Source organism: Clostridium ganghwense, from assembly GCF_026735165.1.
Classification (GTDB): domain Bacteria; phylum Bacillota; class Clostridia; order Clostridiales; family Clostridiaceae; genus Clostridium_H; species Clostridium_H ganghwense.
The window spans coordinates 1-23807 of the sequence record NZ_JAPQES010000007.1; the positions used below are offsets into that span (position 1 = coordinate 1).

At 26.7% G+C, this 23807-nt stretch carries 23 protein-coding genes; 14 read left to right on the plus strand and 9 right to left on the minus strand.

Translation table 11 applies throughout. The features are described 5' to 3' along the window. Both OXH55_RS16800 and pgtP read left to right on the plus strand, forming a co-directional pair. The coding region (locus OXH55_RS16800; protein ID WP_268051241.1) for a DUF1667 domain-containing protein at window positions 1-188 on the plus strand (188 nt) is incomplete at its 5' end. An 85-nt stretch (window positions 189-273) separates the two neighbouring features. After that, entirely contained in the window at window positions 274-1620 is a 1347-nt protein-coding gene (gene pgtP / locus OXH55_RS16805) for an MFS transporter (RefSeq protein ID WP_268051243.1), read from the plus strand. 140 nt (window positions 1621-1760) lie between these two features. Here the strand turns inward: pgtP and OXH55_RS16810 are convergent, their stop codons facing one another. Beyond that, on the minus strand, window positions 1761-2204 hold the full coding sequence (locus tag OXH55_RS16810) for a GtrA family protein (protein ID WP_268051244.1): 444 nt from the start codon (window positions 2202-2204) through the stop codon (window positions 1761-1763). Between the two features lie 105 nt (window positions 2205-2309). On the opposite strand from OXH55_RS16810, the gene OXH55_RS16815 reads away from it, so the two are divergent. After that, window positions 2310-3527: a M16 family metallopeptidase gene (locus tag OXH55_RS16815; protein ID WP_268051245.1), complete on the plus strand. Its 1218-nt coding sequence runs from the start codon at window positions 2310-2312 to the stop codon at window positions 3525-3527. 55 nt (window positions 3528-3582) lie between these two features. Here the strand turns inward: OXH55_RS16815 and OXH55_RS16820 are convergent, their stop codons facing one another. Next, window positions 3583-4212 (minus strand): L,D-transpeptidase family protein, encoded by a 630-nt coding sequence (locus OXH55_RS16820; protein ID WP_268051246.1) that lies wholly within the window; start codon window positions 4210-4212, stop codon window positions 3583-3585. Window positions 4213-4372: 160 nt separating this feature from the next. Between OXH55_RS16820 and OXH55_RS16825 the strand changes: the two genes are divergently transcribed. Continuing rightward, window positions 4373-6259, plus strand: a complete 1887-nt coding sequence (locus OXH55_RS16825; RefSeq protein ID WP_268051247.1) for a DUF5050 domain-containing protein — start codon at window positions 4373-4375, stop codon at window positions 6257-6259. Window positions 6260-6316: 57 nt separating this feature from the next. Here OXH55_RS16825 and OXH55_RS16830 read toward each other — a convergent pair whose 3' ends face one another. Continuing rightward, window positions 6317-6913, minus strand: coding sequence for a flavin reductase family protein (locus OXH55_RS16830; protein ID WP_268051248.1), 597 nt, complete (start codon window positions 6911-6913; stop codon window positions 6317-6319). 391 nt (window positions 6914-7304) lie between these two features. Beyond that, window positions 7305-8123, minus strand: coding sequence for a TIM barrel protein (locus tag OXH55_RS16835; RefSeq protein ID WP_268051249.1), 819 nt, complete (start codon window positions 8121-8123; stop codon window positions 7305-7307). A 79-nt stretch (window positions 8124-8202) separates the two neighbouring features. On the opposite strand from OXH55_RS16835, the gene recJ reads away from it, so the two are divergent. Both recJ and OXH55_RS16845 read left to right on the plus strand, forming a co-directional pair. Beyond that, window positions 8203-9972, plus strand: a complete 1770-nt coding sequence (gene recJ, locus OXH55_RS16840; protein ID WP_268051623.1) for a single-stranded-DNA-specific exonuclease RecJ — start codon at window positions 8203-8205, stop codon at window positions 9970-9972. 153 nt (window positions 9973-10125) lie between these two features. Further along, on the plus strand, window positions 10126-11709 hold the full coding sequence (locus OXH55_RS16845) for a sensor histidine kinase (protein ID WP_268051624.1): 1584 nt from the start codon (window positions 10126-10128) through the stop codon (window positions 11707-11709). A 111-nt stretch (window positions 11710-11820) separates the two neighbouring features. Here the strand turns inward: OXH55_RS16845 and OXH55_RS16850 are convergent, their stop codons facing one another. Together OXH55_RS16850 and OXH55_RS16855 are read right to left on the minus strand one after the other, a co-directional pair. Then, window positions 11821-12000: an alpha/beta-type small acid-soluble spore protein gene (locus tag OXH55_RS16850; protein WP_268051250.1), complete on the minus strand. Its 180-nt coding sequence runs from the start codon at window positions 11998-12000 to the stop codon at window positions 11821-11823. A 301-nt stretch (window positions 12001-12301) separates the two neighbouring features. Continuing rightward, a complete protein-coding gene (locus OXH55_RS16855; RefSeq protein WP_268051252.1) occupies window positions 12302-12481 on the minus strand; it encodes an alpha/beta-type small acid-soluble spore protein in 180 nt (59 codons plus the stop codon). A gap of 265 nt (window positions 12482-12746) precedes the next feature. On the opposite strand from OXH55_RS16855, the gene OXH55_RS16860 reads away from it, so the two are divergent. The 5 genes from OXH55_RS16860 (at window position 12747) to OXH55_RS16880 (ending at window position 19402) form a co-directional block, all read left to right on the plus strand. Beyond that, complete coding sequence (locus OXH55_RS16860; protein WP_268051254.1) at window positions 12747-13817, plus strand: undecaprenyldiphospho-muramoylpentapeptide beta-N-acetylglucosaminyltransferase; 1071 nt, start codon at window positions 12747-12749, stop codon at window positions 13815-13817. Window positions 13818-13993: 176 nt separating this feature from the next. After that, window positions 13994-15532: an MBL fold metallo-hydrolase RNA specificity domain-containing protein gene (locus tag OXH55_RS16865; protein ID WP_268051255.1), complete on the plus strand. Its 1539-nt coding sequence runs from the start codon at window positions 13994-13996 to the stop codon at window positions 15530-15532. Between the two features lie 143 nt (window positions 15533-15675). After that, entirely contained in the window at window positions 15676-16314 is a 639-nt protein-coding gene (locus OXH55_RS16870; protein ID WP_268051256.1) for a CAP domain-containing protein, read from the plus strand. A gap of 164 nt (window positions 16315-16478) precedes the next feature. Then, window positions 16479-17132: an HAD family hydrolase gene (locus OXH55_RS16875; RefSeq protein ID WP_268051258.1), complete on the plus strand. Its 654-nt coding sequence runs from the start codon at window positions 16479-16481 to the stop codon at window positions 17130-17132. A 65-nt stretch (window positions 17133-17197) separates the two neighbouring features. Next, window positions 17198-19402: a DNA topoisomerase III gene (locus tag OXH55_RS16880; RefSeq protein WP_268051259.1), complete on the plus strand. Its 2205-nt coding sequence runs from the start codon at window positions 17198-17200 to the stop codon at window positions 19400-19402. 37 nt (window positions 19403-19439) lie between these two features. Here the strand turns inward: OXH55_RS16880 and OXH55_RS16885 are convergent, their stop codons facing one another. After that, complete coding sequence (locus OXH55_RS16885) at window positions 19440-20033, minus strand: DUF1836 domain-containing protein (RefSeq protein ID WP_268051260.1); 594 nt, start codon at window positions 20031-20033, stop codon at window positions 19440-19442. A 326-nt stretch (window positions 20034-20359) separates the two neighbouring features. Between OXH55_RS16885 and trhA the strand changes: the two genes are divergently transcribed. Then, window positions 20360-21010 carry a PAQR family membrane homeostasis protein TrhA gene (trhA, locus tag OXH55_RS16890; RefSeq protein ID WP_268051261.1) on the plus strand — a complete coding sequence of 217 codons (651 nt, stop codon included), beginning with the start codon at window positions 20360-20362 and terminating at the stop codon, window positions 21008-21010. A 112-nt stretch (window positions 21011-21122) separates the two neighbouring features. Here the strand turns inward: trhA and OXH55_RS16895 are convergent, their stop codons facing one another. Next, window positions 21123-21341: a hypothetical protein gene (locus OXH55_RS16895; protein ID WP_268051262.1), complete on the minus strand. Its 219-nt coding sequence runs from the start codon at window positions 21339-21341 to the stop codon at window positions 21123-21125. Window positions 21342-21600: 259 nt separating this feature from the next. Here OXH55_RS16895 and OXH55_RS16900 point away from each other — a divergent pair, with 259 nt between their 5' ends. Beyond that, window positions 21601-21924 carry a thioredoxin family protein gene (locus OXH55_RS16900; protein ID WP_268051263.1) on the plus strand — a complete coding sequence of 108 codons (324 nt, stop codon included), beginning with the start codon at window positions 21601-21603 and terminating at the stop codon, window positions 21922-21924. Between the two features lie 133 nt (window positions 21925-22057). Continuing rightward, window positions 22058-23023: a YbgA family protein gene (locus OXH55_RS16905; protein ID WP_268051265.1), complete on the plus strand. Its 966-nt coding sequence runs from the start codon at window positions 22058-22060 to the stop codon at window positions 23021-23023. Window positions 23024-23068: 45 nt separating this feature from the next. Here the strand turns inward: OXH55_RS16905 and truA are convergent, their stop codons facing one another. Next, window positions 23069-23806 (minus strand): tRNA pseudouridine(38-40) synthase TruA, encoded by a 738-nt coding sequence (gene truA, locus OXH55_RS16910; protein WP_268051267.1) that lies wholly within the window; start codon window positions 23804-23806, stop codon window positions 23069-23071. Window position 23807 lies beyond the last annotated feature (1 nt).

A 23807-nucleotide genomic window follows, 5' to 3' on the forward strand; every position in this document is an offset into this window, starting at 1 on the left:
GAGGACAACTTACTGTTGTTCCTGTAAAAACAGAAGGCGATATACCAAAAGATAAGATTTTTGAATGTGTAAAAGCATTAAAAGGACTAAGTGTTAAAGCACCTGTAAATATTGGAGATGTTATTGTAGAAAATTTTGCAGATACTGGTGTAAATGTAATAGCTACTAAAAAAATAGCTTCAATTTAATTAGAAAGTTACTAATGTGATAATTTAGTGAAACTTATAAATTTCACTTTAATTATAAAAATTAACCAAAGAAAGGGGTAAAAAAATGATAGGATTTTTAAAACCGGCACCTCATATTGAGCGTTTGCCAAAGGACAAAATTGACTCTACTTATAAGAGGTATCGTATTCAAATGTTCATAAGTATTTATATTGGATATGCGATTTATTACTTCGTTAGAAGTAACTTTTCAATTGCTAAAAGTTACATGATAACACAATTAGGATTTACAAAAACAGAACTTGGAATTATAGCTTCAGGGTTAGGAATAGCTTATGGAATAAGTAAGTTTGTAATGGGTAGTTTTTCAGACAGATCTAACCCAAAATATTTTTTAGCAATAGGACTTATATTATCTGGAATTGCTAACTTATGTTTAGGATTAACAGCAAGTGTACCAATATTATTTATGTTAATGACAATAAATGGATGGGTTCAAGGTATGGGATGGCCTCCATGTGGAAGAACAATGACACACTGGTTCTCCGATAAAGAACGTGGAGTTAAAATGGCTATTTGGAATACTGCTCACAATTTAGGAGGAGGATTAATAGCTACAGTAGCTGTTATAGGTGTTACTATGTTTGGTGGAAGCTATAAAGGTGCTTTCTATCTACCAGGTATAATAGCAATTGTTACTGGAATATTATTTATGATATTTGCAAAAGATACTCCACAATCAGTTGGATTACCTCCAATAGAAGAGTATAAAAACGATTACCCAAAATTTGAAGTAGAAGTAGAAGATACAGAAAAAGAATTAACAGCAAAAGAAATATTCTTTAAATATGTATTAAACAATAAATTCTTATGGATGATTGCAGTAGCTAACTTATTTGTTTATCTAGTAAGATATGGTGTTCTTAACTGGGCTCCAGTTTACTTAAAGGAAGTAAGAGGATTTAATACAAAAGAGGCAGGATTAGCTTTCGCATTATTTGAATATGCTGCTATTCCAGGTACAATTATAGTTGGTTGGATAAGTGATAAGGTGTTCCATGGACGTCGTGCTCCAGCTGGTGTATTCTGTATGTTAGGTGTTGCAGTTGCTACTTATATTTACTGGAAAAGTACAAACATGATGGCTATAAATATAGCATTAGCATCAATAGGAGCCTTAATTTATGGACCAGTTATGCTTATAGGTGTTTCTGCTCTTGACCTAGTTCCTAAAAAAGCTGCAGGTACTGCTGCTGGATTCACTGGTTTATTTGGTTATATGGGTGGAGCTGTGTTAGCAGAAGTGTTATTAGGAGCTATCTTTGATAAATTCGGATGGGATGGAGGATTTATGCTACTAATTGCAGCTTCTGTACTTTCAGTAATATTCCTATCATTCACATGGAACTTACATGATAGATCAGAAGATGAAGAACAAGAACTTGCTAGCTAATTTCTAGAAGAATTATTATTTAATGAAAAAGCCAATAAATTTAGATTATGCGCTCCAAAAAAATAAGATATAATAGAAAGAGTTAAGTAAATTATTTTATATAATTACTTAACTCTTTATTATATTTAGAGATTATAATGTTATGTATTTTTAAATATAAAAAATTTATTTACTAAAAATGTTATTATGCCTACCGTTATAGAAGCTGTTAGTTTTGATAAATTAAACCAAAGTTTTATAGGAAAATTAAATATATTATGAGCTGTAAGCCATACAAATATGTTAATATTAAAAAAGGCTGAAGTTCCAAGAACTAAAGTATATTTAAGGTAAGAGCTTTTGTTTGCTCTAAAGGTAATTTTCTTGTTAAGATGGTACCCATTAAGAGAATATACTATAAAGGCTATGATTTCAAATAAATATAACATTATTTTAGAATAAGTATCTATTGCAGAATATATATTTGTTAAATAAGATAATATATTTAGTACTAAAAAATTTATAATTACATTGCTTCCACCTATTAAGGAATAAGTAATAAATTGAACTAAATTTTTTCTAAGTATAGAAGTGTTTTCTGACATGTTAATTTCTCCTAATGCAAGACATATTACAATTATAACACATTAGATATTTGAAGTTTTTAAATCTTATTTTACTATTACAATAAAGAAAGGAAGGGCTTAATTATGATAGAATATAAGTTAAGTAATGGAATAGATATTCAATATATAAAAAGAAATGGAAATATAAGTTCATTTTGTATAGGATTTAATGCTGGTGCCTTAGTTGAAAAAGAAAATGAATTTGGACTAGCGCATGCAGTTGAACATATGGTATTTAAAGGAACACAAAATAGAACAGAAGAAGAGATTAATAAACTTTCTGATGAAATTTTTGGATTTCATAATGCAATGACAAATTATCCTTATGTAATTTATTATGGTACTACTTTATCATGTGATTTTAAAAAGGGTTTTGAAATATATTCTGATATAATATTGAATCCTATTTTTAGTAAAGAGGGCTTTAAGGAAGAAATGGATGTAATCCTTGAAGAACTGAAAGAATGGAAGGATGAACCTTATCAAGAATGTGAAGATGAACTATATTATAATTCTTTTAATAGCAGAAGAATAAAAGAATTAATAATTGGTAATGAAAAAAGTATAAAAAATATAAGATTAGGAGATATTAAAAGGTTTTATAAGGAACATTATGCTCCCCAAAATTGTGTAATAAGTGTAGTATCTTCACTAGAATTTGAGGAAGTTCTACAAATTGCAAATGAATATTTTAATGCTTTTAACAATGATTATACTTATATACATAAAGAAAAATATGAGGATAATAATGAAGGTGTTTTTCATAAGATTAGAAAGGATTTAAATGGGGCAAAAATAGAATATTGTTTTCCTATAGATATGTTAAATGAAGAAGAAATAAAATTACTTAAAATATTTAATTTTATATTTGGAGAAGGAACTAGCAGTATTTTATATGATGAAATAAGAACAAAAAATGGGTTGGTTTATGATATTTCAAGTAGCATAAAGAATGAAAGTGGAATAAAATTGTTTACAATAAAGCTTGGAACATCTATACATAATATAAATAAAGCTATTGAACTCATAAATCATAAGATAGAAGAAATAAAAGGTATAAAAGGAATTTTTAATAAAAAAAACATAAGTAAAATAATAAAAAGTCTAAATCTAAAGAAAGAATTAAGTATAGAAAGATCCATTCAATTAACGAAGCAATTAACTACTCATAAAATTATGTATAATTCAATTGATAATGTATTTAATGAATTTAGTAATCTTGAAATAAATGAAGAAAAGATTTTAAGGGTAATTAATAAAATTTTAAAAAGTCCTAGTATACAGGTATTAAGACCAGAATAGAACAAAAGTGCGGCGTAAAAATTACTAGTAATTTTTACGCCGCACTTTTGTTCTACTATTTCAGTATTTCAATAGAAGTCCCATAGTTGGTATATTTCCAAATGATATGTATAGCTTCATCAGATAAAGCAATACATCCTGCTGTCCAATTATGGTTATCTCCACCACCATGTATACCAACAGCACCACCTAATGATGTATTCCAAGGGGGCTGCTGTTTATTTTCAATAGCTTTTTTTATTTTATTGAAGGTATAAGAATCAATTAGTCCATTTTCTAATCCTCTTTTAGCATCTTCAATATTTGGATAACTCAGTCCTAAAAAGAGAGTAAATTTACTTTTATCATTTCTGGTACAAATATAGTATTTACCTTCTGGAGTTTTAGAGTCCCCTTCTTTATTTTTATCTCCTTTTGGATTTTGTCCTAGAACAATTTTAAATCTTCCTATAAGTTTATCATCACCGTAAAGTTCTAAGGTTCTTGAAGTTTTATATATTTTAATCCAAGTTGATGAAGGAGGATTTTGAGGCTCTTTGAAAAAATAATTATTACCAGTGTCATCTGTTGATAAAGTATGTGCAATGTTTTTAGTAGGGATATCTTTTTTTAAAATGTTTGTTACAATAATTATTAAGAATGTAGTTGAAATTATAATAAAGAATAAAAGTGATTTTTTTATCATTATTAGCTCACCTCTGACATTTGTACTTGCTAAAAATTATAGCATAATCCAGTAATACATTTGATTACAAAAATAAGACAATACTATATCATATTTTTTTAATCTTAAAAATATGATATGATATTGTCTGTAGGCTAAAATTAAGGACGTGAATAAGTATATGAAAAAGAAATTTTTAATATTTTCAAGTGTTATATTATTTATAATAGTGATAGGTACATTTCAATTAAAATCTTATGGATATTTTGAACACTCCAATGTAAAACTGGGAAGTATCTCAGGAAATATGTATAGTGGAGGAAATGCTGCTGAAGATGAGAAATATATCTATTTTAGTAACTATGATGAACAGGGGAAGCTTTACAGAATGGACAAGAATACAAAAAAACTTACTAAGCTTTGTGATGATGTTGCATGTTATATAAATATTTTAGATGGATATATCTATTATTCAAATTTAAGTGATGGAGAAAAGATTTATAAAATAAAGAGTGATGGCAGCGGTCGTAAAAAACTGGGAGATTCCATAGCTGAATATATTAGAGTAAGAGGAAGTTATATATATTACAGTAATGGAGAAGATGATAATTGTTTATATAAAATGAGAGTTGATGGAAATAAAAATAGAAAAATTATAAATAGTTGTGTATATGGATTTAATATTATTAATGACAAAATTTACTATTTAAAAAAAGAAGGATTTTATTCTGTAACTGTAAATGGACATTTTGGGAAACGATTGTATAGGGAAAATAAGTTTAAAGATGAAGTTATTTTAGGAAATTATATTCAAATTCAAGGAGAAAACATTTATTTTACAAACATAGGGCATGAAGATAAAGATAAATTCTTATGCAAAACAGACTTGAAAAGTTTTAAGTTTGAAAGGTTAACTGATGAAAATGTTAAAGAAGTAAATGTACATGGAGAAGATATATATTATATTAACGAATTTGATGAAGATTCTCTTTATACCATAAAAACAGATGGTTCCAAAAGAAGAAAATTAAAAGAAGGTCCAATTAGTGGAATTAGTGTTGTTGGAGATTATATTTTTTATTTTAAGGATGTACATGGGGAAATATATAGAATGAATATGGATACTGAGAAAAAGGAAAAAATAAGTCAATCTAATCCTAGCAGCATGCAAGTATATAATGGTAAAGTAGTTTACACAACAGATATTAAAAGAGATAAGCGTAGAGGTAACTTAAATCGTATAGAAGTAAATAGTAAAAAAGAAAAAATGCTTTCATATGTTGATGGTGGATGGCAAAAGATAGTAAAGGTAGAAGACGGATGGGTATATTTTATAAAAGTGAGTGTTAATAAAGAGAAGATAGAAGAAAAATTTTATCGTGTGAAAATTAATGGAGATAATTTACAAGAAATTCCTAGAAAATTTGATGAATTTCAGGATAAGATAAAAGGTGGTTATCTGTACTATGTAGATAGTGGGAATGAAAAAGGTTGTGCTATATATACAGAAAAGATAGGCACAGGAAAATCTATTAAATTAATAGAAAATTCAAGTGAATATTTAAGCGGAGTTGGTTTTGAAAATGAAAAGAATATAGTTATTAATGCTGTTACAGATAAATGGGTATATTATTCTGTAGTCAAGGAAATTAGAGGTTCTAAAATATTTAGCTATTTATATAGAGTAAATATGGATGGAAGATATAATGAACTAATTAGTAAAGACACTATAACAAATTTAGTAGAGTATGAAGGATACCTTTATTATGGCATTCTATCAGATTCAGGAGCGTTATACCGTATGAATTTAGATGGAAGTGAAAATATTAAAATTTTAGATGGAAAGATAGATAATATATATCTAGTCTCAATTAAGGATGGATGGATTTATTATAAATGTGGTACAGATGGAAACAAATTGTATAGAATAAAAATAGATGGTTCTGAAAAACAAAGAATTTTCAACAATAGACATATTTCTTTTATAAATATAGAAGGACAATATATTTATTATGAGTTTGCTTCTAGAGATAAAAAGCAATTTATTATAAAAAATACAGAAATCTAAATACAATCAATTTAAAAAGCTTACAGGTTTAAAGCCTGTAAGCTTTTATTTTTATCATTATTTTTTATTTCTATTTTTTTTTACTTTTTTCTTTCTTCTAATTGAAAATCCAAAGCTGCCAATAGCATTTTTAGAAAGTCCAAAATATTCTCCATGAGAATAACAAATTAGATTCGCTTTTTCATAATGGATTTTACCTTTTTCATCAATTAAATTATCCTCAACATGAACAGCTAAAACTTCAGCTAAAAATAAATCATGAGATCCTAGAGGAGTAATATTTTTAAGCTTACATTCTAAAGCTATAGGACAATCTTCTATGTAGGGTGTATCTATATTTTCACAATGGGCTAAAGTAAATTTACATTCTTTAATTTTGTCAATAGTTTTTCCAGAACGTACCCCACAAAAATCAACAGCTTTTACCATATCCCTAGAAGGAAGATTTACCACAAATTCTTTAGATTGTTTTATGTATTCATATGAAAGTCTTTCAGGTCTTATAGCTACTGTAATCATAGGCGGTCTTGTACAAGCAGTACCTATCCATCCAACAGTAAATACGTTAACTTTTCCTTCATTATTTTTAGAGGTAATTAGTACGGAAGGAACTGGATTTAACATTGCACTTCCTTTAAAAATTTTTTTAGTCATTTCAATCTCTCCTATAAATTATAAGTTGACATTATTTTTTACAAAAACATAATAATTATATCAAGTAAAGCTTAAAATAATCAAGTGTTGGGATAATTTAAACAGCTTAGGATAAATAGAACTATTTTACCTCTATAACACTATGTAATTAATGAGTAATAAATAATATAATTAGCGTATAGAGCTTGTCTCAAAAGTAAGGATGGAGGTATTAATAATGAGCGAAAAGGAAATAGTTTTATTAGAAAAAATTTTAAGAGAATTACAAGATATTAAAGTAATGATTCAGGAAAATCATGAAGGTGAAGAGATAGATAATAAAGAGTAACAGAAAATTGTAAAGTATATATTATACATAGTATTATTAATAAAAGCGGCATATGCCGCTTTTTTAAAGTGATTTATAGTATTCTTTTAAAAGTAATGCATCATTTTCTAAAATAGGACTTTCACAGATAATACATCCTTTAATATCAAACTTAACAAAAGCTTCTATACAAGCTTTGTAGTTAAAATCACTTTCTTCAAATGGAAGATGATTTCTTTCACCCTTAACAGTATAATTGATTCCAGACATATGTATATGCATGTCTTTTAAAGCAACTTCTCCCAGCTCCGTGACCACATAATCTAATATTTTTGCAAAATCATGATAGTTTTTTAATATACCATTATGTCTAGCGTGCAGATGAGAGAAATCTATACAAAGTTTACAAGTAGGAACTTCTTTGCAAAGCTTAACATTTTCTTCAAGAGAACCGAATTGTGTACCTTTACCTGTAGTTTCTAATCTATAATCTATGCCTAGATCAGGCAACTTTAAAAGGTTATTTTTTATAGTTTCAAAAGTTTCTTCTTTAGAATCTTTCAGGTAAAAACCAGGATGGAAAATTAAACTTTTACCTTCTACTTTTTTTAATCCTTCTGCACCTTTAACAATTCTTTCTAATGATTTTACTTGCTTTTCTTCTTCATCAGCATTTAAATTTATAAAATAGGAGCCGTGAGCAGAAAGATAGAAATTATTTTTTAGCTTAGTGTCTAATATTTCAACGCTATTTTTGTCAGTTACATTTACAGAACGTACAAAAGGAAGTTCCATAGCATCTAAACTTAATTCTTTTAAATACTCAATACCAGATTTATATTTAAATTTCTTATTTTCATCACCAAGTGGGAGACCTGATATTCCAAATAATAAAGTATCCATAATTAATCACCTCATTAAAATATTATAGCACAAAATTTATTATTGGTATGTTATAATAGCTAAGGAGAAGGTGATAATGATGAAAACTGAATGGAGATTAAAAGTTACAAGTTGTGATATTGAAAGCATATCAAAGGAAGCAAATATTAATAAAACTATTGCTAAGATTTTGATCAACAGAGAAATTAAAGATATAGAAGAAATAAAAAAATTTATGAATCCCGTTTTAAGTAATATGTATGATCCATTTTTAATGAAAGACATGGATAATGGTACAGATATAATTTTAGATGCTATTGAAGAAGATAAAAAGATAGTAATCTATGGGGATTACGATGCTGATGGAGTTACTAGTACAGCTATTTTATATAAAGCGCTTTTAAAATTAGAAGCAAATGTTGAATATTACATACCTGATAGAGAAGCAGAAGGATATGGAATGTGCAAGGAAAGAATTGAAATTTTAAAAGAAGAGGGAGCAGACGTTATCTTGACTTGTGACAATGGTATAAGTGCTATTGAGGAAATAAAGTTTGCTAAAAGTCTTGGAATAAACGTTGTTGTTACTGACCACCACGAGCTACCTTTTATAGAAGAGAAGGATAAAAGAAATTATATTGTACCAGAGGCTGATGCTATTATAAATCCGAAACAAGATGAGTGTTCATATCCTTTTAAATTACTATGTGGAGCAGGTATAGCATTTAAATTTGTACAGGCTTTATACATAAAATTAGGAATAGAAGAAGAAGAAGCTTATGAATTTATAGAATTTGCAGGAATAGGTACTATATGTGATGTAGTTGATCTAATTGGAGAAAATAGAATTATTGCTAAAAATTCTTTGAAAATGATAAGTAATACTAAAAATATAGGACTTAATGCACTTATACAAGTATTAGGAATCAAAGATAAAGAGATAAAATCTTATAATATAGGATTTATGATAGGACCATGCATAAATGCAACAGGAAGATTAGATACAGCAGCTTTATCAGTAGAATTACTTACTTGTAATGATAGTAATAGAGCAGAGGAATTAGCCAATACCTTATATTCATTAAATAAAACAAGACAAGAAATGACAATGAAAAATGTTGAAGAAATTATTTATTCTATACAAAATTCGGAATTAAAGAATGATAAAGTACTTGTAGTGTATAAAGAAGATGTACATGAAAGTATAGCTGGTATTGTTGCAGGGAAGGTTAGAGAAAAATTTAATGTTCCAACTATAATTTTAACAAAAGGTAAGGAGATGCCTAAAGGTTCTGGGCGTTCAATAGAAGAATATAATTTATTTGAAGAATTAATGAAGTGTAAGGATTTAATAGATAAGTTTGGTGGTCATCCTATGGCAGCAGGATTATCTATACAAGAAGAAAACATTCCAAAGTTAAGAGATAGATTAAATAAAAATTGTCCTCTTACTGACAAAGATATTATACCTAAAATAAAAATAGATAAAAGAATTCATCTAAGTGAAGTGAATTTTGAATTTATTAGAGAAATTGAAGAATTAGAACCTTTTGGAAAAGGAAATTCAACTCCTTGTTTTGCAGAGAAAGATATAAAAATTTCTGATATAAAAATATTAGGAAAGAATCAAAATACTTTTAAGTTAACCTGTAGCGTATTTAATAGCAGTAAAATAGATGCAATATGTTTTAATAGGGTAGATGAATTTAAAGAAATGTTAAAAAATAAGTATGGAAATAGTTATGAAAAAATATTAACAAATCCGTCAGATTTGAAGTTAGATATGATTTTTTATCCTATGATTAATGAGTTTAATGGATATAAAAGAGAACAGTTAAGAATAAAAGATTTCAGACTTTCAAATAATTAAATTTAAATAAAAATTATTGTAATTATGTTTATAATAAACCATATTAAAATCTTTCTTACATATAAAGAAGGATTTTTTATTTTAATATTAATTATAAAAAAAGGAAAAATAACATTTTTATAGAATGTATACTAATAAATGGTAGTGGTGGAGGTGATTAATTTGTATAAAGAGTACGATAAATTACCTTTTAGTATAATTATCCTTAAAGGTAGTTCACTAAAAATTGAATATTATAATGAGGAATTTAGTAATATTTTTAAAGTTGGTTATAATATGATAGGTAAAAATATAGAGCAAATAGAGGACTTTAATATTATTAATAATAGTTTAACTAAGTGTTTTGTACATAAATTATGTAAAAACTTAAAAAAAATAAATATTATAGATAAGTACTTTGACATTATTATTAAATATAATAATAATAAATTAATAGTTTTTACATATGAGGTTAGCAATTATGTTGATAAAGAGATTAAAGTAAAAAAAGACAGAGAAAAGTTTTTAAGCATTTCAACGGAAATGAAAACAAAATGTGATATCATTGAGAGTATAAGAAATATTGAAAAAGAACATCTTATGCATTTAAGAGATGTTGTAAACAATATTTCAGAGGGAATAGTGGTGCTAGACAAGTATGGAGAATTTAGTTTCTGCAATAAATCTGCTCTCAAAATTACAGGTTTTAGTATAGAAGAGATGAAGAATTATAAAGAAATGAAAAAGTACATAGATATAATTAAGGAAGATGACTCTGATGATAATTCTAAAGATATAAAAAGTTTAATTGTGAAAATTAAAGACGATAAGATAAATCAATGTAAATACATAGACGTAAGTTATAACCATGTTACGAATAATAAAAATAAATTGATGTATACAGTAGTATCTCTTAAAGATATTACTGTAATGAAGAATAATGAAATTATGATGAAAAATCAAAATAAAGAGCTAGAAAAAATAACTAAGATGAAGGATGAATTTTTCAATATGATATCTCATGAGCTTAGAACGCCTTTAACAATTATTCATTCGTCACTTCAGTTAGCAAATGATATTTATTGTGATGAAATAACGCTTAATATAGGAAAAATATTGATAAAAATAAGTGAGAATTGCAGTAGATTATTAAAATTAATAAATAACACATTAGATATTTCTAAGGCAGAAGCGGGATTTTTGCAATTAAATTATTCAGTTTTTGATATAGTTTTTGTTACAGAAAATATTGTTTCTTCAGTTAATTTTTACGCTAAAAGTAAGGGGATAAATTTAGTATTTGATACTAATGAGGAAGAGAAATTTGTAAAACTAGATAAGGATAAATATGAAAAAATTATATTAAATTTATTATCTAATGCAATAAAATTCACACCAGATGAAAAAGAAATAATGGTTATAACTCATATTAATGATGAAGAAATTTCTATTAAAGTAAAAGATGAAGGTATAGGAATTCCTAAAGAGAAGATAAACAATATATTTGATAGATTTGCACAAGTAAATAACTCACTTTCAAGGAATTCAGAAGGTACTGGTTTAGGATTAGCATTAGTAAAAGAGTTTGTTGAACTTATGAAGGGAAAAATAGAGGTAAAGAGTAAGGTGGGAGAAGGAACAGAGTTTAGTATAAAATTTAATAACAATATTATAGCTAATAATTATGATGGAGATTCTATAAATACACAAGAAAATATAGATAATAAGGTGAACATTGAATTCTCTGATATAGAGTAATGTAATAAGACGTATAAGGTTTAACCTTATACGTCTTATTTTTACCTAGTCTCTAATCATAGATTAAATTATTAAGAGATAGATTTAATCTTTAATTATAGACTATATTTATTATAAATTTCTTTCATATTGTTCTACCATTCTTTTAACCATTTCTCCACCAACGCTGCCGCATTGTTTTGAAGTAAGGTTTCCATTATAGTCTGTGAAAGGAACACCTATTTCATTAGCTACTTCTGTTTTAAATCTATTTAATCCTTGTTTAGCTTCTGGTATTAACTTTTGTGCCATTTATTTTCACCTCCTTTTTCCTTTGTATTAATAGCTTATCCAATAATAAGATATATATAATAGAAGATTAAAGGAAAAAAAGGTATGACACACCAAAGTTAAAAGTAATTACTTTATAAACTAGTTTTTTCAATTTATGAGCTACATAAATTATAATACCCTAATTTGAAATAAATATACTATAAAACAGTAAGATAGTTAGACTTAAATCTAACTATCTTACTGTTTGAAAACCCACACGTTTTTTATAACATGTGGGTTTTGGTATTACTCTTCTAATTTAGTTAGTATATATAGCTGATTATAGATTTCTTTCGTATTGTTCTACCATCTTTTTAACCATTTCTCCACCAACGCTGCCGCATTGTTTTGAAGTAAGGTTTCCGTTATAATCTGTAAAGTTTACTCCAAGTTCATGAGCTGTTTCCATTTTAAATTTGTTTAATCCTTGTTTAGCTTCTGGTATTAATTTTTGTGCCATTCTATATTCCTCCTTTATAGTTTGTTTCTTTTTAAGTTTGTATAATTTGTGTTACACTAGTATCTTAACCTTTTATAGAAATATTATATTAGTATATTAGAGGTACAAGTTGAAGTTTGTACTTATTTTAGTAAATAGAATATCATATGTTATTTTTTATTAAAAAATTTTTAATATTATAATTGACAAGGAATAATGAATAATAGACAATTATAATGGAATAAAAGATAAATACTATGGTGATTTAAAGTTGGGAGATGGTGATTTGAAAAAGCTTAAAATAATTATGACTGGAGGAGGTTCGGCTGGACATGTAACTCCTAATCTTGCTCTTATACCTAAATTAAAGGAATTAGGTTATGATATACAATATATAGGCACTGAAAATGGAATTGAAAGAAAGATAATTGAAGATGAAAAAATAAGATACCATATTATTTCAAGTGGAAAATTAAGAAGATATTTTGATATAAAAAACTTTACAGATCCTTTTAAGGTTATTAAAGGAGTATTTGAAGCAAAAAATATAATAAAAAGAGAAAAACCTAATATAGTTTTTTCAAAAGGAGGATTTGTATCTGTTCCTGTTGTTATTGGAGCATACTTAAATAGAGTTCCTGTTATTGCACATGAATCTGATATGACTCCTGGCCTTGCTAATAAAATAGCTGCTCCTTTTTGCACAAAAGTATGTGTTACTTTCCCAGAATCTATAAATAAAATAAAAAATAATAAAGGGGTACTTACAGGGACACCTATAAGAAATAAATTATTTGATGGTAGTAAAATTAGAGGAAGACAAATATGTGGTTTTGAAGATAAAAAACCGATTTTGTTGGTTATAGGTGGAAGTTTAGGTTCTAAAGTTATAAATGATGCTATAAGAGAAGAATTGGATGATTTATTAGTAAAATTCAATATAATTCATATTTGTGGTAAAGGAAATTTAGAAGGGAAACTTAAAAATAAAAAAGGGTACATGCAATTTGAATATGTAAAAGAAGACCTTCCACATTTAATGGCAGCGACAGATATATTTGTTTCAAGAGCTGGAGCTAATGTTATATTTGAGCTGTTAGCTTTAAGAAAACCTAATTTACTTATACCATTATCAGCAAAGGCAAGTAGAGGAGATCAAATTTTAAATGCTGCTTCATTTGAAAAAAGTGGATATAGTATGGTTATACAAGAAGAAGAGATTAATAGCAAATTGCTAATTAAAAAATTAGATGAATTGTATAATGAGAAAGAGAAATATAAGAAAAATATGAGTTCTAGTTCAATAAGTAATGGAGTAGAAGAAATAATTAAATTAATAAAAAAATATACTAGATAATTAATGAGAACAGTAACAAAGTTGAGTTTTTGTTACTGTTCTTATTTTTACATTAATTCTATTAAGTGATATGTTAAAGATTTATTGAAAGAAAATATCAGAAAATTTTGAAATTTATCCTTTTATATAATATAATAAGTATAACAATAATATAAGGAATATGAGGGGGGATAAATATGAAAATTGAATTTTATGGTGCAGCCCAATGTGTAACAGGTTCCTGTCATATTTTAAAGATAAATAATAAAACTGTTCTTTTAGATTGCGGACTTTATCAAGGAAAAGATGAAAAGGAAATAGGAAATGAAGAATTTAACTTTGACCCTAAAACAATAGATTATGTTATTTTATCTCATGCACATATTGATCACAGTGGAAGAATTCCTTTATTATATAAAAAAGGTTTTAAAGGAGAAGTTTTATGTACTATAGGAACAAAAGAATTATGCAGTATAATGCTTCCTGACAGTGGATATATACAAGAAACAGAAAGTGAGTGGAAAAATAGAAAAAGAATAAGACAAGGGCTTCAACCTATACAACCGTTATATACTGCTAAAATAGCTGAATTATCTATGTATCTTTTTAAAGGAGTTAATTACGATGAGCTTATAGAAGTTTTTGACGGTTTAAAAATAAGATTTAGAGATGCAGGTCATTTATTGGGGTCAGCTATAGTGGAATTGTATATACAAGAAGAATATGAAAAAGAAATTAAAATTGTTTATACTGGCGATTTAGGTAATACCAATAAGCCTATAATAAAGGATCCCGAGTATATTAATTATACAGATTATTTAATAATGGAGACAACTTATGGGGATAGAATTCATGGAGATATAGATTGGTCCTTTAAAGAATTAGCAAATATCATAAAAGCAACTTTTGAAAGGGGAGGAAATGTAGTTATACCATCTTTTTCTGTGGGAAGAACTCAAGAGGTTTTATATGCATTAAATAAATATGTTGAGAATAATGAATTAGAGGATATGACTGTTTTTGTAGATAGTCCTCTTGCTGTAAGTGCTACGAAAATATTTGAAAAATTTAGTGAGTATTATGATAAAGAAACTAAAGAGTTATTGTATAAAGGAATTAAACCTCTAAGATTTAAAGGATTAGTATTTACAAGTTCTCCACAAGAATCAATAAAAATAAATAAGATGGAAAGAGGAGCTGTAATTATTTCTGCTAGTGGAATGTGTGAAGCAGGAAGAGTTAAACATCATTTAAAACATAATTTATGGAGAAAAGAGTCTTCAATTGTATTTGTAGGATATCAAGCGGAAGGTACTTTAGGAAGAGCTATATTAGATGGAAAGAAAAAGGTTAAATTATTTGGAGAGACTATAGCTGTTAATGCAAAGATATATTCTCTTGAAGGATTGTCAGGACATGCAGATAGAGAAGGACTAATAACTTGGGTAGATAAGTTTATGGAAAAGCCAAAGGAAATATTATTAGTTCATGGGGATACAAAAGCTCAAGAAAACTTTAAAACTCTTTTACAATCAAAAGGGTATAAGGCAAGAATAATGGAAATGGGACAAACTTATTATATAAATGAACATTTAAAGCTTAATGATCAAAATATTAAATATAGAATAATAAAAGAATTAAATTCTATTGAAAATATTGAAAATATAAGTAAAGATGTATTACTAAATCAGTTAAGTAAAGTCATAAATGGAGATGAGTTCATAAAAGATAAATAGTTGCAAATAGAAGCTGTTTAATAGCGGCTTCTATTTTATTGTGCGATAAAATTCCATAAATTATAAAAATAAAAATTATTATTCTGCAAAAAATAAATTATGAGGAATATATAGCAAAAATATTTATGGAAAGAGGTAAAAATATGAAAAAGAAAAATAGCATAAAGGTTTTACTAATAACAGTATTTATGTTATTAAGCATGAGTATGAGTGTATTAGCAAAAGAAATTACGTACAAAACTTTTGATTATATGGTTAAACCAGGTGATAGCTTATGGAAGATATGTGTAAAACATGAAATTGGAATTTCAGAAGTATTATCTGTAAACCCTCAAATTGTAGATCCAGCTTTAATATATCCTAATCATGTAATTAAAATACCTGATTTAAGTGAAGTAAAAAGATTGGAAAATGAGGTTATAAGGTTAGTTAATGTAGAAAGAAGTAAGAAGGGCTTAAAACCATTAAAAGCCAACTGGCAGTTATCAAGGGTAGCAAGATATAAATCACAGGATATGATTAATAAAAATTATTTTTCTCATACATCTCCTGTATATGGCTCTCCCTTTGACATGATTCGTAATTTTGGAATTAATTATAGAAAGGCTGGAGAAAATATTGCTTATGGACAAAGAATACCTAATGAAGTAATGACTTCATGGATGAATTCAGCAGGACATAGACAAAATATATTAAGTGCAAATTATGCTGAAATAGGAGTAGGTATTTCTAAGAATAGTAAAGGACAGTTATATTGGACTCAAATGTTTATAGGATGGTAGTATATGAGAAAATGTATTAGTAAATTAATTGAGTAAAAAGTTAAAAAATAAGATATCTTAGAAAAAATTTTCCAAGGTATCTTATTTTTTATGTTGAAAAAGCTTTTTATTAGTGTAGAATATAAGAATGAAAAAGTTTATCATAAATAGGTAGGAGGATAAACATGATAAAATACGTAATTTTTGATATGGATGGAGTTATTATAGATAGTGAGCCTATTCATTTTAAGTTAGAACAGAAGTTATTTAAATCTTATGGAATTGAAGTAAGTGCTAAGGAACATGATACTTTTATAGGTAGCACTTCATATTATATGTGGGATTCTATAAGAAATAAATATAAACTTTCTCAAGATTTAGAAGAATTAGTACAAAAGGATAGAAGAGAATATTTTGAGTTATTATCTAGTTCACTGGATACTGAACCAATTGAAGGAGTGTGTAATTTGATTAAAGAATTATATGAAAAAGGAATAAAAATTGCAGTAGCTTCATCTTCTCCTTTAGATGTTATAGAATTGGTTCTTAAAAAATTTAAAATTAGTGAATACTTTGATTTTATTATAACTGGAGATTTTGTTGAAAAGAGTAAGCCAGAACCAGATATATTTTTATATGCTGCAAATAAACTAGGAGCTAAAACAGAAAACTGTGTTGTGATTGAGGATTCTCATAATGGAGTTAGAGCAGCTAAAAAAGCAGGAATGAAATGTATAGGTTATAAGAATCTAAATTCAGGAAAACAAGATTTATCAATGGCAGATAGAGTTATACATTCTTATTCAGAAATAGGATTTGATGAATTACAAAAGATATAAGTTTTTGTATATAAATATAATTTATATTACTATTTTAACTAAAAGATGGGAGATAAAGATATAATATGGGAAAAATTTTGGTTTTAGCAGAAAAGCCATCAGTGGCTAGAGATATAGCAAAGGTATTGAAATGTAATCAAAAAGGAAAAAGTTTTTTAGAAGGTTCTAAATATATTATTGTTTGGGGATTAGGACATCTTGTTACATTGGCTGATCCAGAAAGTTATGGAGATAAATATAAAAAGTGGAGTATTGATACACTACCAATGTTGCCATCAAAAATGGAGTTATCTGTAATTAAAAAGACAGCTAAGCATTTTTATGAAGTAAAGAAAATAATGAACAGAAAAGATATAGATGAGTTAGTTATAGCTACAGATGCTGGACGTGAAGGGGAGCTTGTTGCTAGGTGGATTATAGAAAAAATTAAATTTAGAAAACCAATTAAAAGATTATGGATATCTTCACAAACAGATAAAGCTATTAGAGAGGGATTTAATAATTTAAAGTCAGGGAAAGACTATGAAAATTTATATAAGTCTGCTGTGTGTAGAGCAGAAGCTGATTGGTTTGTAGGGCTTAATGTAACTAGAGCATTAACATGTAAATACAATGCACAGCTTTCAGCAGGAAGGGTTCAAACTCCAACACTAGCTATGATAGTTCAAAGAGAAGAGGAAATTAAGAATTTTGTACCTAAGGATTATTATTCTGTAAGAGGAAGTGCTGATGGATTTACACTTCAATGGCAAGATTCAAAAGGAGGGCAAACACGTACTTTCAATAAAGACAAAGCTGACAAGATTGTTTCAAAAACTAATGGAGAAGTTGGGGAAATTATAGAAGTTAAAAAGATACCTAAGAAAAAATATTCACCTTTATTATACGATTTGACAGAACTTCAAAGAGATGCCAATAGGAAGTTTGCATATTCTGCAAAGCAAACATTATCAATAATGCAGAGATTATATGAAAATCATAAGGTACTGACTTATCCAAGAACGGATTCAAGATATTTAACTACAGATATAGTAGATACTTTAAAAGAAAGAATTAAAAATATAGCCGTAGGACCATATGCAAGGGCGGCTACTATTGTACTTAAAGGAAAGATTAGAGCTAATAAAGCTTTTGTAGACAATAGCAAGGTTTCAGACCATCATGCTATAATTCCAACGGAACAGAATGTTAGCTTAGGTGCACTAAGTTTTGAAGAGAGAAATATTTATGATTTAGTTGTAAGAAGATTTTTATCAGTATTATATCCTCCTTTTGAATATACACAGATTAGCACTAAGGCTTTAGTTAATGGAGAAGTATTTTTGGCTAAAGGGAAAATAGTTAAGGCTAAAGGGTGGAAGGCTGTATATGATAAGGATGAAGACTTAGAGGATGAAGATTACGACATTGATAATGAAAATATTATAAAAGATCAAGTACTACCTGAGATAAACAAAGGAGATAAGATAAAGTTAATAGGGGTTAAAGTTGTTAAAGGACAGACTAAACCTCCAGCAAGATTCAATGAAGCTACACTACTTTCAGCTATGGAGAATCCTCAAAAGTATATGCAAACTAATAATAAAGAACTTATGAAAACTATAGGAGAGACTGGTGGATTAGGTACAGTTGCCACAAGAGCAGATATAATAGAAAAATTATTTAATACATTTTACATAGAGAAAAAAGGAAAAGAAATAATTCCTACATCTAAGGGAAAGCAGATTATAGAACTTGTACCTTCTGATTTAAAATCCCCTATACTAACAGCAAAATGGGAGAAGCAGTTATCACAAATAAGTAAAGGAAATTTAAATGACAAGAAGTTTATAGGAGATATGAGAAATTATGCTTCAAAACTTGTTGGAGATGTTGTATCTAGTACAGATAAATATATTCATGACAATATGACTAGAGCAAGATGCCCTGAATGTGGTAAATATTTACTTGAGGTTAAAGGTAAAAAAGGAAAGATGCTTGTATGTCAGGATAGAGAATGTGGGTATAGGAAAGGCATAGCAAAAGTAACTAATGCTAGATGTCCTGAATGTCATAAGAAATTAGAATTAAGAGGACAGGGAGAAGGTCAAATATTTATATGTCCTAAATGTGGATACAGAGAGAAAATGTCATCATTTAAGAAAAGAAAAGAGGGACAAAATAAAAAAATTAGTAAAAGAGAGGTTAATAAATATTTGAAAAAGCAAAAGGTAGATGAACCAATAAATTCAGCACTTGCGGACGCATTAGCTAAATGGAAAGAACAATAGATAAAAGCAGCTTAATTGTTAAGCTGCTTTTATTTTATTAAAGATTCATAAAAAACTCATCAATTATTTTTTCAGCTAATCTTTTCTTCATATTAGCTTCATTTATAAGGGTAAGAACTGTAATAAGCATTTGAGATAAATCTTTATTGTGTGCATCTAAATTTTGAGTATGTTCTTTAATTAATGATACTTTTTCCTGCAAATCTTTATTTATATTATTAGCTTCTAATTCTTTTAGTTTTAAGAAGGATTCGTATAGTTTATCAATTTCAATTTTATCTAGGCTATCTTCATTTAAATTTTTTATTATAGGTTTAAGTAAATAACCTATATCATTTATAGATAGACTTTGTTTTAAGTTATATATAAGAATAAGTAAAATTATATGATCTTTAGTATATTTCTTTTTGTTTGGAGGCATTAGTATTTTGGATTTTGTATAATTATTTATCATTGTTTTAGTTAGAATTTTATCATCTTCATTTCGTTTAAGATGATTTAATTTATTTTCAAAAAGAGTTATTACTTGATCCATATATAAATCTAATATAGGTATATCTGAGAGCATAAGATTTTTATTAAATGAAAGACTTTCTATAAATAAATCGATTTCTTTTTCAGTAAATTCCATAAAAACACTCCTAACACTTTAATGGGTTTAAAAAAATATTATCATATAAATAATTATAATTCAACAAATAGTAATCTAAACTACGTTATGACATATTAATAATTCATAATATGACGTTAATAGAAATTTAAAGAAAAATCAAGAAAATGCAATATAAGTTTGGATATTAAGCAATAAATTATAAATTTGCTTAAATATGACACTTATATTTAAAATATTCTTGTGGTAAAATAATTGCAATGCAATACGTAGTATTTAAAACTACGTCATATAGCAAGGATGTTTAAAAAATATCTTTGTATTAAAAAAGTTAGGAGTGAAGGTGTATGAAGAATATATTTAGAGATCCAGTAAGTGGATTAACACATTTATTTGGAGCTGTAGTTTCGTTAGTAGGATTGATATTATTAATAAAGTATGAACTTACTATTCCTAATTCAACACCACTAGGATTGACAGCAGTAATAATGTTTGGAGTAAGCCTTATTTTACTTTATACAGCAAGTTCTGTTTATCACCTTATTAAATCATCAGATAAAGTTATTAGTATTCTAAGAAGATTAGATCATTCAATGATATTTGTTTTAATTGCGGGTACATATACTCCTGTATGTCTTATTTCTCTAAATGGAAATCTGAGATGGATAATATTTATATCTATATGGTGTTTTGCATTAGTAGGAGTTTTATTTAAAATGATATGGTTTAACTGTCCAAGATGGTTATCAACATTATTTTATGTATTGATGGGCTGGATTTCGATATTTTTAATTTCACCACTTTCTAAAGCAATGAATATTAAAGGGCTTATCTGGCTAGTGTTAGGAGGAGTTTTTTATACTACAGGAGCAGTTATATATGCAACAAAATGGCCTAAAATTAAATCTCAAATTTTTGGATTTCATGAGATATTTCACTTGTTTGTTTTAGCAGGTAGTTTTTGTCATTACTTTATGGTTTTTAAATATGTAATATAATTACGAAAAATAATTGTAAGTATATATTTAGTTTTCAAAATAAAAAAAATCCGTATCTTTTTATAAAAAGATACGGATTTTTTTTTTGTTTGCAATAATCAAATATAATGAATTAGTTTTTAGAATTTTTAATAACAAGAAAAATCCCAATAATTATGGCTATGGAAATTAGCAAACATACAATTAAAGGGAGATATTTTGTATATTCAGTCCAAAAATCATTTGATAATTGATCTGTATACATAGTTAATTGAGCAAGTTGTATTGATAATGCAGATACTAATAAACCAATAGAAATAATAAATAATCCTATTATTTTTTGTATATCCATATTTACCCCCCCATTTTAATTACACAATAGTACTATTATGTAATTAATTATTTGATATATTATACAATAAATACCTTTAAGTATTCAATTCTTTTACTTATTTAAACCAACATTTTTTTTAGTTTTTCATTTTTTATTATAAGTAAGAAAGTTATTATAGATTATTATGTTTAGAACTATCTACTATAATATTTAGTAGACATATATGCTAAAATATTAGTAATAATAGAGAATAAAAAAGAAAGGAAGAATTTAACTTATGGAAAAATTACATTCTTTAGATAAATTGAAAGAATTTATAGATAAAAAAACATTGGCAATGGTATATATTTCTTCTGAAAATTGTAATGTATGTCATGCATTATTACCTAAAATTGAAGCAATGATTGAAAAATATCCACAAATTGAAGGGAAAAAAATAAGTATAGATGAATGTACTGAAATTGCAGGTGAGTTTTCTATTTTTACAATACCAGCTATACTTTTTTATGTAGAGGGGAAAGAAGTTATTAGAAAAGCAAGATTTATAAGTGTGGAAGAATTGGAACAAAATATAAGTAGATATTATAATATGTTTATTTAAAAAACTTATTTTTTACTATTTTCCTTAGAGATATAATTATTTACACTTATATATGAATATGTATTAATATTTAGAATAAATAAAGCTATATTACAAATCATATATGTTAAGGAATTTCTAAGGTGGTGGAAATATGTATGAATTTAAAAGACCTACTATTTTAGTTAGTAAATGCTTAGGTTTTGAAGCATGTAGATATAATGGACAAATGGCAAAAGATGATTTCGTTAATAATCTTAAAAATTATGTTGAGTTTATAACAGTATGTCCTGAAGTGGAAATTGGACTAGAAACCCCTAGAGAGTGTATAAGAATAGTTAAAGAAAAGGATAATATTAAGCTTATTCAACCTAAAACAGGAAAAGATTATACAGAAGTTATGTTTGAATTTTCAAATGAATTTTTAAATAGTATTGAAGAAGTAGATGGATTTATTTTAAAGAGTAGATCACCTTCTTGTGGAACAAAGGATGTAAAAATGTATACTGGAATTGAGAAAGGATCTTCTAGCTCTAAAGGAAAAGGAATATTTGGAGGAGTTGTTATAGAGAAATTTACAAATGCAGCTATAGAAGATGAAGGAAGACTAAGAGATTTTAATATAAGGGAACACTTTTTAACAAAAATATTTATTCTTAGAGATTTCAGATATGTAAAGAATTTAAAATCAATAGAAGAAATTATTAATTTTCATAAAAGGAATAAGCTTTTATTTTCTATGTACAATAGAAGACAGTTTAAAAATTTAAATAGTGTTTTAGAAAACAAAAAACAAAAAAAAGTATCAGAGATATTAAGAGAATATGAAGAATATTTAAAATTAATACTTGCTAGAAATGCACGATATACATCTAAAGTTAGTACATTAAAGGAATGCTATGAATATTTTTCTAAATATCTTTCGCAAGAAGAAAAGAAATTTACAGTAGAGACTATTGAAAAATATAAAAATGGACATATACCTTATAATGTTCCATTATATTTACTCAAATCATATGCTGTAAGATTTAATGATAAAAATATAATTAGTCAGAGTTTATTTAATCCTTATCCAGAGGAATTAGTTGAAATGAGAGATTCAGGAAAAGCATTGATATAATAGAATAAAAGAACTAAACCGCTATTTATCAGCGGCTTAGTTCTTTTAATATATAACGTTAGTTAAAAATAGTCCGTGGGCTGGTGCAGTATCAGATGCCAAAGAACGATTTTTTTCATTAATTATTCTTTTAACATCTGCTGGTGGGAATTTTCCTAGTCCTACTTCAATTAAAGTTGCAGCTAAAATTCTAACCATCTTATATAAAAAACCATTTCCAGTAAAAATTATATCAATATTTTCTCCGGATATTTTAAAATCAATAGAATATATTTTGCGTACTGTGGATTTTTTCTTAGACTTTAGAGCTGTAAAGCTTTTGAAATCATGTTCACCTATAAAAAATTCCGCTGCTTCTTTCATTTTTTCTATATCCAATTTCTCTTTAACATGATAGGTATATTTACCATTAAAAACATCGTGAATTTTAGAATTATGTATTTTATAGGTATAAACTTTTTGTGAAACATTAAATCTTGAATGGAAGGATTCTTCTACTTCTTCTACTTTTTTTACTACAATATCTTGAGGTAAAGATCTATAGCAGAAATCTAAAAGTTTTTCAATAGAAATATTAGAATTTGTAAAGAAATTTGCTACTTGATTTTCTGCATGAACTCCTGCATCAGTTCTTCCAGAAGCAATAAGTTCAATATCTTCTCTAAGTATTTCACTTAAAGTTTTTTCTAATTTGTGTTGAATAGTATTAGTATTATTTCCAAGTCTTTGCCAACCTTTGTATCTAGAACCATCATACTGAATAGTAATTTTTATATTTCGCATA